The sequence below is a fragment of the Streptomyces tailanensis genome, from assembly GCF_008386495.1.
Classification (GTDB): domain Bacteria; phylum Actinomycetota; class Actinomycetes; order Streptomycetales; family Streptomycetaceae; genus Streptomyces; species Streptomyces tailanensis.
Genome location: NZ_VTHJ01000008.1, coordinates 110774 through 124850, shown reverse-complemented (window position 1 = coordinate 124850; position 14077 = coordinate 110774). Strand labels below are relative to the sequence as shown.

Sequence of the window (14077 nt, the reverse complement as noted above, 5' to 3'; positions counted from 1 at the left end):
AAGGACGGTGACCCATGGCGGACGCTGCCATGACCGCGACGTTTCTCGCCGTGATCGGCGGGGCGTCGCTGCTCGCCGTCACCGCACGCCGGCTGCGGCCCAGCGGCCGGCTGCCGTCCCTGGAGGGCTGGGCGCTGGCCGACCGCGCGCTCGGGCCGGTGTGGACCTGGCTGCTGCTCGGCGGCACGATCTTCACGGCGTACACGTTCACCGCGATCCCCGGGCTGGCGTACGGCAACGGGGCGCCCGCGTTCTTCGCGGTGCCGTACACGGTGATCGTCTGCCCGCTCGCCTTCGTGCTGCTGACCCGGCTGTGGGAGGTGGCCCGGCGCCACGGGTACGTCACGGCGGGGGACTTCGTGCGCGGGCGGTACGGTTCGGCGCCGCTGGCGCTGGTGGTCGCGCTGACCGGGATCCTCGCGACGATGCCGTATCTGGCGCTGCAACTGCTCGGCATCCGGGCGGTGCTCACGGCCGGGGGCCTCTATCCGCGCGGGGCGGCCGGTGATCTGGTGATGGTGGCGCTGTTCGCGGGGCTCGCGGTGGCGACGTACCGGCACGGGCTGCGGGCGCCCGCCGTGATCTCGGCGCTGAAGGCGGTGGCCGTCTTCGTGTCGCTGACCGCCGTGTGCTGGCTGGTGCTGCGGCGGTTCGGCGGCCCCGGCGCGGTCTTCGACGGGGCCGCGGCGCGGCTGAGCGGTACCGGCGTCGAAGGGTCCGCGCTGCTACTGGCCCCCGAGCAGCAGCCCGCGTACGCCACCCTCGCCCTGGGCTCCGCGCTGGCGCTGCTGATGTATCCGCATGTGCTCACCGCCGGGTTCGCCGCCGACGGACCACGAACGGTACGCAAGGTCGCGGTGGCGCTGCCCGCCTGGACGGGACTCCTGGCCCTCTTCGGCTTCCTCGGCGTCGCGGCGCTGGCGACCGGGGTGCGGGCACCCGACGGCGGTGCCGAAGCGGCCGTCCCCATGCTGGTGGACCGGCTGATGCCGGGGCCGCTGGCCGGGCTGGTCTTCGGCGCCATCACCGTCGGCGCGCTGGTCCCGGCGGCGGTGATGTCGATCGCGGCCGCCACCGGCTTCGTACGCAATGTGTACGTCGAGTACTTCCAGCCCACCGCCACGCCCAAGCGGCAGGTGCGCATCGCCAAGGTGGTGTCGCTGACCGCGAAGGTGGGGGCGGTGGCGTTCGTGTTCGGGCTGCGCGACCAGGACGCCATCAACCTTCAACTCCTCGGCGGCGTATGGATTCTGCAGATCTTCCCTGCGGTGGCGGTCGGCCTGTTCACCGGGCGGCTGCATCCGCGGGCGCTGCTCGCCGGGTGGGGTGTGGGCATGGTGGCCGGGACGTTCCTGGTGGTGCGCGAGGGGTTCTCGTCCATCGTGCTGCTGGGCGGCGGATCCCTGGAGGTCTACGCCGGGCTCGTCGCCCTCCTGCTGAACCTGACCGTCGCCGTGGTCGGCACCACGGTCCTCGAACGGCTCGGCGTCCCGCGCGGCGCCGACGCGACCGACCTACCGTCCCGCCTGACCGTCAGGCGGCGCCCCGAGACGGGAGCGAGCAACCCGTGAGACGCAGACAGCACATACGCGTGCCGGTGCCCCCGGCGGCCTCGGCACCCGTCGCCGCCACCGAGCCGCTGATTCCCAACCCCGCGCTGCCACCGGGCGCGCTCAGCGATCCGGCCGATCTGGAGCGCGAGGCCGGTGTCGCCCGGCTGTTCGAGCTGCACTACTCCTCGATGCTGCGGCTCGCCGTGCTGCTGGGCGCCGACGACCCCGAGAACGTGGTGGCCGAGGCGTACTACCAGATCTACCGCAAGTGGCGCCGCCTGAGGGACTCCGAGGCCGCCGAGGCGTATCTGCGCTCCACGGTCTGCAATCTGACCCGGATGCGGATACGGCACCTCCAGGTCGTCCGCAAGCATGTGGAGACCCCGCCGGACGAGCTGGTCGCCTCCGCCGAGAGCACCGCCCTGCTCCACGACGACCAGCGGGTGCTCATCGTCGCGCTCCAGCAACTGCCCGCCCGGCAGCGGGAGGCGCTCGTGCTGCGCCACTGGCTCGGGCTGAAGGAGAGCGAGATCGCCGCCGCGATGGGCATCTCCTGCGGCTCGGTCAAGACCCACACCGCACGCGGCCTCGCCGCCCTGACCCAGGCGATGGAGGCCCGGCGATGAACGACACCACCGGCAGGAACGCCGACAACGACACCGGCCGGGACCGCACCGAGCGCGAGTTGCGCGAGGCGCTGGCCGCGCTGGCGGGCGGGGTGCACGCGGCGCCGGACGCGTACCGCGCGGCCCGCGGCGACTGGCTGCGCCGCGAGCGCCGCCGCCGACTCGTCCTCGCCGTCCTGGTCCTGGTCGTCTTCGCCCTCGCCACGTTGATCGGGCTCTGGGTCCTCAATCAAGCCCCGTCAGACCCGGGTGTCATCTTCTCGGGTGCGGGCGGCACGTCGGCGGGGACGGGACCGGGCTGACCGGATCGGGCTGCGTGGTGGCCCGGCATCAGGGCTGGGCGGGGGTGGGGTCGCGCGGCCCGGCGTCGCTTACGGGGTGCCGCTGCGCCCACCCTCCCCCATTCTCGGTTTCGCTCGAGCGGGGGACCCCCATCGCCCCAGCGGCACGACTGCCCGCAGCTACGCACGACTGATCACCGCCCCTTCCGGGAACCCGTCCTCCCGTGCATCCCCGCATCGAGGACTACGCGCTGATCGGCGACCACCAGACGGCTGCCCTGGTGAGCAACCTCGGCTCGATCGACTGGCTGTGTCTGCCCCGGTTCGACTCGGCCGCGTGCTTCGCCGCGTTGCTCGGCGACGAGGAGAACGGGCACTGGCGCATCGCACCCAGAGGAGCCGATGCCTGCACGCGGCGCGCGTACCGCCATGACACGCTCGTCCTGGACACCGAGTGGGAGACGGACGAGGGCACGGTGCGTGTCACGGACCTGATGCCGCAGCGCGACAGCTCCCCCGACGTCGTACGCGTCGTCGAGGGCCTGGACGGCCGGGTGACCGTGCGCAGCACGCTCCGGCTCCGCTTCGACTACGGCTCGGTCGTGCCGTGGATGCGCCGGTCGGACGGGCATCGCGTGGCGCTCGCGGGACCGGACGTGGTGTGGCTGCGCAGCGAACCTCCGGTACGCGCCTGGGGGCAAGGACTACAGCACGCACTCGGAGTTCACCCTGGCCGAAGGCGAGAGCCTTCGTGCTCACTGTCCGGCTACGCGGGCTCGCGCCCCGTCCGGGTCGGCAACGACGCCGTACGGCAGACGCAGTTGGACGTGTACGGCGAGGTCATCGACTCCCTGGCCCTGTCCCGGCGGTCGGGCCTGCCCGCCAAGCCGCACATGTGGCGGATGCAGTCCGCGCTGATGGAGTACCTGCGGTCGGTGTGGCCCAAGCCCGACGAGGGTCTGTGGGAGGTGCGCGGGCCACGCCGGCACTTCACACACTTCAAGGTGATGGCCTGGGTGGCCGCCGACCGGGCCGTCCGCACCCTGGAGAAGGAGCCGAAGCTGAGCGGCGACCTCGACGGCCGGCGCCCGCTGCGCGAGGAGATCCACCACGAGGTGTGCGAACGCGGCTTCGACGCCGACCGCAACACCTTCACCCAGTCCTACGGCTCCCGCGAACTCGACGCCTCCCTGCTGCTCATCCCCGTTGTGCGCTTCCTACCCCCGGACGATCCACGGGTCGTCGGCACGGTCGACGCGATCCGCGCGGAGCTGAGCCACGACGGGTTCGTCCGCCGCTGCGGCTCCGACCACCGGCCCGCCGCCTCGTCCGTCGACGGGCTGCCGGACAGCGAGGGCGCGTTCCTCGTGTGCTCGTTCTGGCTCGCGGACGCCCTGCATCTGACCGGCCGTACGGAGGAGGCGTGCGAGCTGTTCGAACGGCTGGTGGGGCTGGTCAACGACGTGGGGCTGCTCGCGGAGGAGTACGGCCCCGCCACGGGCCGGCAGCTCGGGAACTTCCCGCAGGCGTTCCGTCACGTCGGTCTCGTCGGCACCGCCCTCGCCCTGTTCGACGGGGACCAGGCAGGATAGGGCCATGGATCTTGGGCTGAAGAACCGTGTCTACATCGTCACCGGCGCGACCCGCGGACTGGGCAACGCCGCCGCGCGGGAACTCGTCGCCGACGGCGCGAAGGTGATCGTCACGGGGCGCGAGGAGAAGAGCGCGGCCGCGGCCGCCGCCGAACTGGGGCCGAACGCAGTGGGGGTGGCCGCCGACAACTCCGACCCGGAGGCCCCGGCCCGGCTCATCGCCGCGGCGCGCGAGCGCTTCGGGGGGTTCGACGGCATTCTCGTGAGCGTGGGCGGGCCCGCGCCGGGGTTCGTCGCCGACAACACGGACGAGCAGTGGACGGCGGCGTTCGAGTCGGTGTTCCTGGGGGCGGTTCGCCTGGCGCGGGCCTCGGCGGCGGAGCTGGGTGAGGGGGGCGTCATCGGGTTCGTGCTCTCCGGGTCCGTGCACGAGCCGATTCCCGGGCTGACCATCTCGAACGGGTTGCGGCCGGGGCTGGCGGGGTTCGCGAAGTCCCTGTCCGATGAAGTGGGTCCGCGGGGGATTCGGGTCGTGGGGTTGCTGCCGGCCCGGATCGACACGGATCGGGTGCGGGAGTTGGATGGGATGTCGGCCGATCCGGAGGCTACTCGTGCCGCGCATGAGTCGCGGATTCCGTTGCGGCGGTATGGGCGGCCGGAGGAGTTCGGGCGTACGGCGGCGTTTTTGTTGTCTCCGGCCGCGTCTTATCTGACGGGGATCATGGTGCCTGTGGATGGTGGGATGCGGCACGGGTTCTGACGGTTGTTTGCCGGCTGCGGGTTGTGGGGGTTGCTCGCGCAGTTCCCCGCGCCACTAGGTAGGTGCGTGTTGGCGCCAGGTCTCAAGTCACCCTTTTCGCGCGGTGTTTGACCCCCTGCAGTCGGACATCCGCCGGTAGTGCCTCCAATCCCGCCGAATCCCTCGCATGAGCGATCGCCTCCGTCGTCACGCGTTGCAGTGCCTCCCCGGGGTCCACGTACGGCTGGAGCAGCAGACGAACCCGGGCCTCGGGGGCGTTGCGGCGGCCTGTCAGGTGGGCGTGGGCTCGGTCCACACCTTCCAGCTGGGTTGCCTCGGTGGTCAGGACGCCTTCCAGGGCCCGGCCTCGTAGCAGCGCGCCCTCGCCGTCGCCGGTGTCGACCAGGACCTCGGCGAGGCGGTGGCGGCGGAGGACCGCGGTCAGCCACCAGAGGGCCAGCAGGACCAGGAGGGCCAGTACGGCGATGACGGTGGGCCACCACCAGCCGGCGTCTCGCCAGTGTGTTCGTTCGGCGTCGCTGAGCAGGACGTCGTTCCGGCCGTCGTGGATCCACCAGGAGGGCGGGTCGACGCCGAGGCCGACGGTGAGTACGGCGGCTCCGGTCACGAGCAGTACCAGCCCGGCGATGCCGAGCAGCACCCTGTTGACGATCCTCAGCATCACGCTCGCCCCTTCCGGCCAGGGCGCCGTACGTGCACCGACAGGGCGGGGGGCCGGGCGAGACCCAGCGCTCGGATGCCGCCGGCGAGGGCGACGTCCAAGTCGGCCCGTACCTCGTCGAGTTCGCGGAAGTGGGCCACCGCGCGGACGTCGACCCTCTTCCGTCCCACGCGGACCCGTACGGACTGCACCCCGGAGACCTCCATGGCCCGGTCGCGCAGGGCCAGCGCGGCGGCGACCCGGTGCAGTCCGGCCCGTACCCCGGGGTGGACGCGGCGCATCGGCAGGATGTCGCGCAGGCCGGGGGTCGCGGCGAGCACGAGCAGCCAGAGGCCAAGGGCGACCGTGAGCCCGGCGCCGGCCAGCACCCAGGCGTCGTCGAGGGGGCGCTCGGCGAGTTCACGGGCCAGCGAACGGCGCCACGCCATGGCGGGGCGGTCCGCGCGGACGGCGGCGACGTCGTACAGGAAGAGGCCCGCGCCGGCGAGGAGCAGCAGCGCGAGGATGCCCGCGGGGACGCGGCGCGCGGACCAGAAACGCTTCTCCCCGCCGTTCTCCCCGTCGAGGACGGGGAGGGGGTCGTAGGCGGCGGCGGACGCCGACTGGTCCGGTTGATCCGGCTGGTCCGTGCCGGGGTCGGTCGTCTGCTCCTCGGTTTTCTCCATCACGGGCAGTCGTTGAGTGGTGCCTTCGGAGCGCTGGGGTTCGCTCATCGCGTCCTCGCCTGTGCCACGTCGTGTGCGGGCGTCAGGTGCAGCCGTTCCACCTGGACGGCCACCTCCGACACCTGCATTCCCGTCAACGTCCCTACCCGCTCGGTGACATGGCGACGCACCGCAGCGCATTGGCCACCGATGTCGGAGGGGTAGGGGAGCTCGAGACTGACCCGGATGCGCGCGGTCTCATGAGCGACCACGACGGTGGCGTATGGAGGCGCGGAGTCCGGCGGCCGTGCTTCCAACGCCTCGCGCGCCGCCTGCGCGGCGATCTTCGCGACCACGCGGTCGGCGATCCGGGTCGCCCCGCGCTCGCCGGGCGCGACAGCGACGGGGGTCATCGGCGCCGGTCGTCACGGGGGCGGAAGAAGTCGCCCAGGTCCAGGTCCCCCTCCAGGAACCGGCCGACGACGAAGCCGACGGCACCCAGCGCCGCCACCAGCAGAAAGGCACCGAATCCGCCGAAGTACCCGGCGAAGCCCAGCGCCATTCCGGCGATCATGCCGACCACGGCCAAGCTCATACTGTGCTCCTCCTGCATCTCCTGCGTGTCTCGCGGGCTCGTCGGAGCCGGGTGCCTCGCGGGCGGCTCACTGGATACGGGTTTCCGCCTCCTCTTCTTCCTCCTCCGGCAGTTTCACGTCGCTGACCGCGATGTTGACCTCGACGACCTCCAGGCCCGTCATCCGCTCGACGGCCGCGATGACGTTCTCCCGCACGGCCTTGGCGACATCGGCGATGGACACCCCGTAGTCGACGACGATCTCCAGGTCCAGCGCGGTCTGCACCTCGCCGACCTCGGCCTTCACACCCCGGGTGACGGATCTGGTGCCCCCGCCGGGCACCCGGTCGCGTACGGCGCCGAAGGTGCGGGACAGGCCGCTGCCCATGGCGTGCACGCCCAGGACGTCCCGCGCGGCGAGTCCGGCGATCTTCTCGACGACGCCGTCGGCGATGGTCGTGCGTCCCCGGGTGGCCGGATCGCCGCCGCCACGCCGGGTCGCCTTACGGGCTCCCGGCGACGACTCCTTGGTCGTGTCAGGGCCCTCCGTCCGGCTCCGCTCCGTGATGTCGCTCATGCCGCACGTCCTTTCCGGTCGACCCTTTCATTCCCCTTTTCATCCCTCTTCGCCCACAGTAAGCGGGGTTGCGCCATCGCGCGCCGGGGATGCGGCAGGCTGGGGATATGACGGCGGACGGGTGGACGAAGGCAGTACGGCGGCAGCTCGGCCTCGGCCGGGTGCTCGCCCTGGGCGGCCCGCGCTACGGCGCCTGGATCACGGAGGAGGCGGCCGCCGCGGTACTGCGCCGTGCGACCGCCTCGATGCGCGGGGTCGCTCTCGGCCCGCTCCGCATCTCCCTGGCCGACCCGGAGCAGTCGTACGCCCCCGCCGTATCGCCTCCCCCGAGCGCCCTCCCACCCGGCCCTCTCCGCATCACCGCCGACTTCCTGGCCGCGGCCGACCCGGCCGCCGAGCCCTTCCCGGCGACGGCGGCCCGGCTCCGCACCGCGCTCGCCACCACCGCCACGGAGCGACTGGGTCTGCCGGTGACGGAGGTGGACCTTCGGGTGTCGGGCTTGCTGGACTCCGACGAGGTCGCCGTACAGCCGCCCGAGGAACCCGCAGCTCCTCAACCGACCCCACCAGGCGACGACGAGGAGTCCCGTGTGGCGGCCGCCGCGCTCTCCGTCCCGGGTGTCACCCACCTGACCGGCGCACTGGGCGGCCTGGGTCACGCGGTCCACATCGACGACGCAGGGCCCGCCCTCCCCCGCCGTCGTGTACGAGTCGAACTGGCGGTAACAGACGAGCACCGAACCCTGGAGGTGGCCCGCAAGGTACGCGCGGCGGTACGCGACGCCCTGCCGGACCACCCGACGGTGACCGTCCTCATCACGGCCGTCGGCATCGCGGCCGTCGACTGACCCGCTCGGCTACTCCCCGACGCCCGCCAGATCCCGCAGTCGCCGAGCCTGAGCCGCCCGCTCCGCGGCCCGCTGCGCGTCGTACGACCGCCCCCGCGCCCCGCGCAGCAACGCCTTGGTCTCGATCACGGCATCCCGCGGCGCGGACACGAGCGCGGCCGTCAAGTCCCGTACCGCGTCGTCGAGTTGCTCCACCGGCACGGCAAGGTTGGCAAGGCCGATCCGCTCCGCTTCCTCCGCCTGGACGAAGCGCCCGGTGAGACAGATCTCCAGCGCACGGCCGTACCCCACCAGGCTCACCAGCGGATGCGTCCCCGTGAGGTCGGGCACGAGCCCGAGGCTGGTTTCGAGCATGGCGAACTGCACGTCGTCCGCGACGACGCGCAGATCACAGGCGAGCGCGAGCTGGAAGCCCGCACCGACGGCGTGGCCCTGCACGGCGGCGACGGTCACGATGTCGCTGCGCCGCCACCAGGTGAACGCCTCCTGGAAATCGGCGATGGTCGCGTCGAGCCCGGCGTCGTCGAGGCGTGCGAGATCGATGAACGACGGTTCACCCTCGATGCCTTCGGGCGTGAACATCTGCCGGTTGAGCCCGGCGGAGAACGACTTGCCCTCGGCACGCAGCACCACGACACGGACCGTGCCAGGCACCAGTCGCCCGGCCTCGATGAGCGCACGCCACAGAGCGGGGCTCTGCGCGTTGCGCTTGGCCGGGTTGGTCAGCGTCACCGTGGCGATCGCCTCGTCGACGGTGAGCCGTACGCCGTCCTTGTCGAGCAGCGGTTCGAGCGAAGCCATGGGGCGCCTCCGGTGGGTGCGGTCAGCAGAGTGATGCCAAGTGACTGCACAGTAACCACCCGGCCGATCAGTCGACCGACCGGGTGGCCACCACCGAAGCCGATGGGCCGCCCGGGGTCAGGCCGAAGCGGCCTTCTTGCCCCGCGTCGCCCCGCCACGCCCTCGAAGCGTGACGCCCGACTCACTGAGCATCCGGTGTACGAAGCCATACGAGCGGCCGGTTTCCTCGGCCAGCGCCCGAATGCTCGCACCGGAGTCGTACTTCTTCTTCAGGTCTGCCGCGAGCTTGTCGCGCGCGGCGCCGGTAACCCGGCTGCCCTTCTTCAGAGTCTCGGCCACCCGGTCCTCCTCATGGGAAGTGCGCTCTGGTCTCCTCATGATCACCCCTCTGGGGCGTGATGGCCACCCATTCGGCAAGGTCCGTGAGACAAGGTTTTGACGACGGGAGCACGTCCCCACGAGTGGAATCTGTGATTCCGCCGAGAGTCGTCCGTACGGCCGAACGGGTGCATCCACGAAGTGGCTGGTCAGAGACGTACGACGGCCGGTCCCTTCGCACAGAAGGGACCGGCCGGGAAAGCGATGTACGACACACCTCGGTACGAGGAGATCTCACACAGATGATGGATCACGGATGGGCCGAATGATCCATACGCAGTTGATCAACCCGTTCGATCAAGCAGTGGCGTGCAGGCGCTTGATCAGGCGAGCGCGACGAGGTCCGCGTAGTCCGCGCCCCACAGGTCCTCGACGCCGTCCGGCAGCAGGATGATCCGCTCCGGCTGGAGCGCCTCGACGGCGCCCTCGTCGTGGGTGACGAGGACGACCGCGCCCTTGTAGGTGCGCAGCGCGCCGAGGATCTCCTCGCGGCTGGCCGGGTCGAGGTTGTTGGTCGGCTCGTCGAGGAGGAGGACGTTCGCGGACGACACCACGAGGGTCGCGAGGGCGAGACGGGTCTTCTCGCCGCCGGACAGGACGCCGGCCGGCTTGTCGACGTCGTCGCCGGAGAACAGGAACGAACCGAGCGTCTTGCGGATCTCGACCAGGTCCAGGTCGGGGGAGGCGGAGCGCATGTTCTCCAGGACCGTGCGGTCCGGGTCGAGGGTCTCGTGCTCCTGCGCGTAGTAGCCGAGCTTGAGGCCGTGGCCCTCGATCACCTGGCCGGTGTCGGGCTTCTCTACGCCGCCGAGCAGACGAAGCAGGGTGGTCTTGCCTGCGCCGTTGAGGCCGAGGATGACGACCCTGGACCCCTTGTCGATGGCCAGGTCGACGTCGGTGAAGATCTCCAGCGAGCCGTACGACTTCGACAGGCCCTCGGCGGTGAGCGGGGTCTTGCCGCAGGGCGCGGGCTCGGGGAAGCGCAGCTTGGCGACCTTGTCGGAGACGCGGACCGCCTCCAGGCCGGCGAGCAGCCGGTCGGCGCGCTTGGCCATGTTCTGCGCGGCGACGGTCTTGGTGGCCTTGGCCCGCATCTTGTCGGCCTGCGAGTGCAGCGCGGCGGCCTTCTTCTCGGCGTTCTGCCGCTCGCGCTTGCGGCGCTTCTCGTCGGCCTCGCGCTGCTGCTGGTAGAGCTTCCAGCCCATGTTGTAGACGTCGATCTGGGCGCGGTTGGCATCCAGGTAGAACACCTTGTTGACGACCGTCTCGACCAGGTCGACGTCGTGGGAGATGACGATGAAGCCGCCGCGGTAGGTCTTGAGGTAGTCGCGCAGCCAGACGATCGAGTCGGCGTCGAGGTGGTTCGTCGGCTCGTCGAGGAGCAGGGTGTCCGCGTCGGAGAACAGGATGCGGGCGAGCTCGATACGGCGGCGCTGACCGCCGGAGAGGGTGTGCAGCGGCTGGCCGAGCACGCGGTCGGGCAGGTTGAGCGCGGCGGCGATGGTGGCGGCCTCGGCCTCGGCGGCGTACCCGCCCTTGGTGAGGAACTCCGTCTCCTGGCGCTCGTACTGCCTGAGGGCCTTCTCCCGGGTGGCGCCCTGGCCGTTGGCGATGCGCTGCTCGTTGTCACGCATCTTGCGGATCAGTACGTCCAGGCCGCGCGCGGAGAGGACACGGTCGCGGGCGAGCACGTCGAGGTCGCCGGTGCGGGGGTCCTGCGGGAGATAGCCGACCTCGCCGGAGCGGGTGATGGTGCCGCCGGCGGGGATGCCCTCGCCGGCCAGGCACTTGGTGAGGGTGGTCTTGCCGGCGCCGTTGCGGCCGACCAGGCCGATGCGGTCGCCCTTGGCGATACGGAAGGTGGCGGACTCGATGAGGACGCGGGCACCGGCGCGCAGCTCGATACCGGAAGCGGAGATCACGGACAGACTCCAGAGCTGGGGATCCCCCCGCTCGAGCGAAGCCGAGAGTGGGGGAGGGGGTGACGGGTGGCGGCTGAGGGCGTTCCCGCCGTCTAATGCGTGAGGAGAATGGCCATGGGCCGATTCTAACTGGGGGCAGCAAGCGGTTTTCCGCCCGCGTCGCAAGGGATCACGTGGTCTCGGTCACCGGCGCGGGAGTTCGTTGCCGAGCGGCCTGCGGTGCGGGGTGACGCGGCCGAGGTCGTCGACAGGGACCAGCTGGGACGTCCAGGACGCGTCGCTGTCCCTCGCGCAGGGCTGGGCGAGCAGGAGTGTGGCCCCGTGGCGTACCGCCCGACCGGGGGCGAAGGCGCAGCCCCGGTGTGCGGGCAGCACCCAGCGGAGATCTCCGTCGACGATGCGGTACGCGGTGACGCGGTCGGGGGTGACGACGGCGAGCATGCGGGGGTCGAGCAGCCGGAGGACGCCGGTTCCGCCGTGGTCCGCGAGCCATGCGGTGGCGTTCGGCAGGGCCCGGTGCCAGCGCACGGTGTCGCCGTCGGTGGCGGTGACCAGCCCGTCCTCCCACAGTGCGATCGTGCGCACGCGCGCGTGGAGCACCGCGAGCGGCCGGTGCCCCGGTCGGGTGTGGGTCCAGCGGGGGCCGCCGGTTTCCGGGTCGTACGCCGTCACCGCGCCCTTCGTCGTGTGCAGCCGGAGTGCGGTGGAGTGCTCCACGCGCGCGTGGACGGTGAACCGGTCGCCGTAGGGGGCAGGCCTGGCCTGGTGGGCGGCGAGGAGGACCGGGACCGTGAGGAGGGCGAGAGGGACGGCGAGGGGTGCCGTCGGGAAACGACTGCGCATGGGGCGCCGAGCGTAGGCGGGCCGGGGTGGGTGTCCGGCGTGGCGCTGCGGACCGGGGGCGGCAGGTCCCCCGTTCGGTCGTCCACCCGCTCGGCGGGGCGTTGTCAGTGGCGGGTGCCAAACTGAGCGGCAGGTCGCATTCCGGGCGACGGAGAGGTCGTGATCGGCATGGCAGGCAAGAGCGACGGACGTCCGAGCATCTACCCGACACTGCTGTACGCGGACGCCAAGGCGGCCATCAGGCAGCTCACGGAGGCGCTGGGTTTCACCGAGCTCTCGGTGTACGAGGGCGAGGACGGGGCGGTGGTGCACGCCGAGCTGGCGCAGGGCAACGGCGCGGTGATGCTGGGCTCCAAGGGCACCGGCAGCGCCTTCGACGGTGCGATGAAGGGCGCGGGGCCCACCGGGGTGTACATCGTCGTGGACGACGTGGACGCCCACCACCGGCGGGCCGTGGAGCACGGGGTGGAGATCCTGATGCCCCCGACGGACCAGGACTACGGGTCGCGGGACTACATGGCCCGGGATGCCGAGGGCAATGTGTGGAGCTTCGGCACGTACGCCCCCGAGATAGGCGCCTGACACCCGCCCACCCGGCGCCGACGGCGTCCCCTGTTTCAGCTGCCTCCGGTGTGCACCTGGAAGGCGGCCCGGCGGACGGCCTTGGCGAGCGCCGGGTCGGGGTGGGCGGCGGCGAGGGCGACCAGGACCTGGACGGTGCGGGGGTGCCCTACCGCCCGGACCTCGTCGAGCAGCGCGGGCACCGTGGCCTGCACGGCGGACTCCAGGTGCCGTACGAGGAGCGGGGCCTCGCCGTGGTCGGCGACGGCAGCGGCGGTGTCCACCCAGAGCCAAGTGGACTCCTCGCGGGTGAGCATCGCGTGGGCGTCCTCGGGGTCGGCGCCGTCGTGCTCGGCGAGCCACAGCAGGGCATAGGGGCGCAGCGGGGTCTCGTCGACGACGGTGCGTACGTCCGGCTCGGCGGGGGCGCCGACCACGCGCAGCGCCTCGAAGGCGAGGCCGCGGATGAGGGCGTCCTCGCCGCGGGCGGCGTCGATGAGCTCGGTGACGGCGGCGCCCACGGGGCGGGCGGCGAGCCAGGCGCGGTACTCGGCGCGGGCCGCGTTCGGACGGAGCTGGGCGCAGCCGCGGAGCATGTCCTCGGCGGCGACCTCGATGTTCCCGGCCGGGCTCTGTGCCGCGACGCAGATCTGCTCCAGCTTCACCCACACCGCCCAGCTGCCGAGCGGGGTGAGCGTGGCCTGGGCGTCGCCATAGGTCAGTGCTCCGACGGAGGCGAGGGCGCGCAGGGACCACTCGAGGAGTGGGGTGAGCGGGGTGTCCTCCGCGCCGGGTTCCATGCCCGGCTCGGGCTGCGGCCCGTACGGGATCTCACAGCGCTCGGTACGCAGTTCGGTGACCCGCTGTTCGAGGAGGTCGAGGAGCTGTGCCAAGGGGACGGGGCCGGCGGAGAGCTGGAGGAAGGAGAGCACCTGGGGCATGGCCGAGACGACCTCGGCCACGGCGGCGGGCTCGAGGTCCGCGGGCTCGGGGTGGGCAATGGACCAGGCGTCGAAGAGCGCCACCCAGCCGCGCAGTACGGCGCTGTCGTCGCGGTGCCAGGCGCGCAGCCGCCAGCCGGGGCGGGCGCTGTCGCCGTGCACCTCGACGAGGCCGGCCAGGCGTGCCGTGTCCCAGTCGTGGCGGATCTGATCCGGGGTCAGGCCCAGCTCGGCGGCGGCCCGTTCGGCGGTCGCGGCGGAGAGAGTGCCTTTGCCGTCCGCGCCGGCGCCCTCGCGGCCGGGGCGCAGCGCGCTGTCGGCCCAGCGGGCGACGGTTGCCGCGTCGGCCAGGACGGCGCGGGCCATGCGGGCGAGTTCCACGGGCGGCGGGGTGCCCTCCGGGGGCCGGGGAGCCGGTCGGCGGCGCTGGGTCACTGCTGCTCGGGGAGCGGCGGCCAGGGTTCGCGGGCTGACGAGTCGGAGCCTGGAGTCGCGCGGATTACGGGACGTCACGG

General features: G+C 72.2%; 17 protein-coding genes. 7 read left to right on the top strand and 10 right to left on the bottom strand.

The window, feature by feature from the left end:
• Window positions 1-14: 14 nt before the first annotated feature.
• The 5 genes from F3T56_RS09185 (at window position 15) to F3T56_RS09160 (ending at window position 4812) form a co-directional block, all read left to right on the top strand.
• A complete protein-coding gene (locus F3T56_RS09185) occupies window positions 15-1571 on the top strand; it encodes a sodium:solute symporter family protein (RefSeq protein WP_149824209.1) in 1557 nt (518 codons plus the stop codon).
• On the top strand, window positions 1568-2179 hold the full coding sequence (locus tag F3T56_RS09180) for a SigE family RNA polymerase sigma factor (protein WP_172638864.1): 612 nt from the start codon (window positions 1568-1570) through the stop codon (window positions 2177-2179). The genes F3T56_RS09185 and F3T56_RS09180 overlap by 4 nt, the downstream gene beginning before the upstream one ends.
• Complete coding sequence (locus tag F3T56_RS09175) at window positions 2176-2481, top strand: hypothetical protein (RefSeq protein WP_149824208.1); 306 nt, start codon at window positions 2176-2178, stop codon at window positions 2479-2481. Before F3T56_RS09180 ends, F3T56_RS09175 begins: the two co-directional genes overlap by 4 nt.
• A 215-nt stretch (window positions 2482-2696) precedes the next feature.
• On the top strand, window positions 2697-4052 hold the full coding sequence (locus F3T56_RS09165) for a glycoside hydrolase family 15 protein (protein WP_425473554.1): 1356 nt from the start codon (window positions 2697-2699) through the stop codon (window positions 4050-4052).
• A gap of 4 nt (window positions 4053-4056) precedes the next feature.
• Entirely contained in the window at window positions 4057-4812 is a 756-nt protein-coding gene (locus tag F3T56_RS09160; RefSeq protein ID WP_149824205.1) for an SDR family oxidoreductase, read from the top strand.
• Between the two features lie 82 nt (window positions 4813-4894).
• On the opposite strand, the gene amaP is transcribed toward F3T56_RS09160, so the two are convergent.
• From amaP to F3T56_RS09135, 5 genes are all read right to left on the bottom strand, one after another.
• Window positions 4895-5473: an alkaline shock response membrane anchor protein AmaP gene (amaP, locus tag F3T56_RS09155; protein WP_149824315.1), complete on the bottom strand. Its 579-nt coding sequence runs from the start codon at window positions 5471-5473 to the stop codon at window positions 4895-4897.
• A complete protein-coding gene (locus F3T56_RS09150; RefSeq protein ID WP_149824204.1) occupies window positions 5473-6186 on the bottom strand; it encodes a DUF6286 domain-containing protein in 714 nt (237 codons plus the stop codon). Before F3T56_RS09150 ends, amaP begins: the two co-directional genes overlap by 1 nt.
• Window positions 6183-6530, bottom strand: a complete 348-nt coding sequence (locus F3T56_RS09145) for an Asp23/Gls24 family envelope stress response protein (RefSeq protein WP_149824203.1) — start codon at window positions 6528-6530, stop codon at window positions 6183-6185. Before F3T56_RS09145 ends, F3T56_RS09150 begins: the two co-directional genes overlap by 4 nt.
• Complete coding sequence (locus tag F3T56_RS09140) at window positions 6527-6712, bottom strand: hypothetical protein (RefSeq protein WP_149824202.1); 186 nt, start codon at window positions 6710-6712, stop codon at window positions 6527-6529. Before F3T56_RS09140 ends, F3T56_RS09145 begins: the two co-directional genes overlap by 4 nt.
• Window positions 6713-6779: 67 nt before the next feature.
• Window positions 6780-7268: an Asp23/Gls24 family envelope stress response protein gene (locus F3T56_RS09135; RefSeq protein ID WP_172638863.1), complete on the bottom strand. Its 489-nt coding sequence runs from the start codon at window positions 7266-7268 to the stop codon at window positions 6780-6782.
• A gap of 107 nt (window positions 7269-7375) precedes the next feature.
• Here F3T56_RS09135 and F3T56_RS09130 point away from each other — a divergent pair, with 107 nt between their 5' ends.
• Window positions 7376-8116, top strand: a complete 741-nt coding sequence (locus F3T56_RS09130) for a nucleopolyhedrovirus P10 family protein (RefSeq protein WP_149824201.1) — start codon at window positions 7376-7378, stop codon at window positions 8114-8116.
• A 9-nt stretch (window positions 8117-8125) separates the two neighbouring features.
• Here the strand turns inward: F3T56_RS09130 and F3T56_RS09125 are convergent, their stop codons facing one another.
• The 4 genes from F3T56_RS09125 to F3T56_RS09110 all read right to left on the bottom strand — a co-directional run bounded on the left by F3T56_RS09125 (window position 8126) and on the right by F3T56_RS09110 (window position 12060).
• Window positions 8126-8917 (bottom strand): enoyl-CoA hydratase/isomerase family protein, encoded by a 792-nt coding sequence (locus tag F3T56_RS09125; RefSeq protein ID WP_149824200.1) that lies wholly within the window; start codon window positions 8915-8917, stop codon window positions 8126-8128.
• Window positions 8918-9034: 117 nt separating this feature from the next.
• Window positions 9035-9256, bottom strand: coding sequence for a helix-turn-helix domain-containing protein (locus F3T56_RS09120; RefSeq protein WP_006123601.1), 222 nt, complete (start codon window positions 9254-9256; stop codon window positions 9035-9037).
• A 362-nt stretch (window positions 9257-9618) separates the two neighbouring features.
• Complete coding sequence (locus F3T56_RS09115) at window positions 9619-11217, bottom strand: ABC-F family ATP-binding cassette domain-containing protein (protein ID WP_149824199.1); 1599 nt, start codon at window positions 11215-11217, stop codon at window positions 9619-9621.
• Window positions 11218-11400: 183 nt separating this feature from the next.
• Entirely contained in the window at window positions 11401-12060 is a 660-nt protein-coding gene (locus F3T56_RS09110; protein ID WP_149824198.1) for a PQQ-binding-like beta-propeller repeat protein, read from the bottom strand.
• A gap of 159 nt (window positions 12061-12219) precedes the next feature.
• On the opposite strand from F3T56_RS09110, the gene F3T56_RS09105 reads away from it, so the two are divergent.
• Window positions 12220-12642 (top strand): VOC family protein, encoded by a 423-nt coding sequence (locus F3T56_RS09105; protein WP_149824197.1) that lies wholly within the window; start codon window positions 12220-12222, stop codon window positions 12640-12642.
• A gap of 35 nt (window positions 12643-12677) precedes the next feature.
• Here the strand turns inward: F3T56_RS09105 and F3T56_RS09100 are convergent, their stop codons facing one another.
• Window positions 12678-14075, bottom strand: coding sequence for a hypothetical protein (locus F3T56_RS09100; RefSeq protein ID WP_172638862.1), 1398 nt, complete (start codon window positions 14073-14075; stop codon window positions 12678-12680).
• Window positions 14076-14077: the final 2 nt, after the last annotated feature.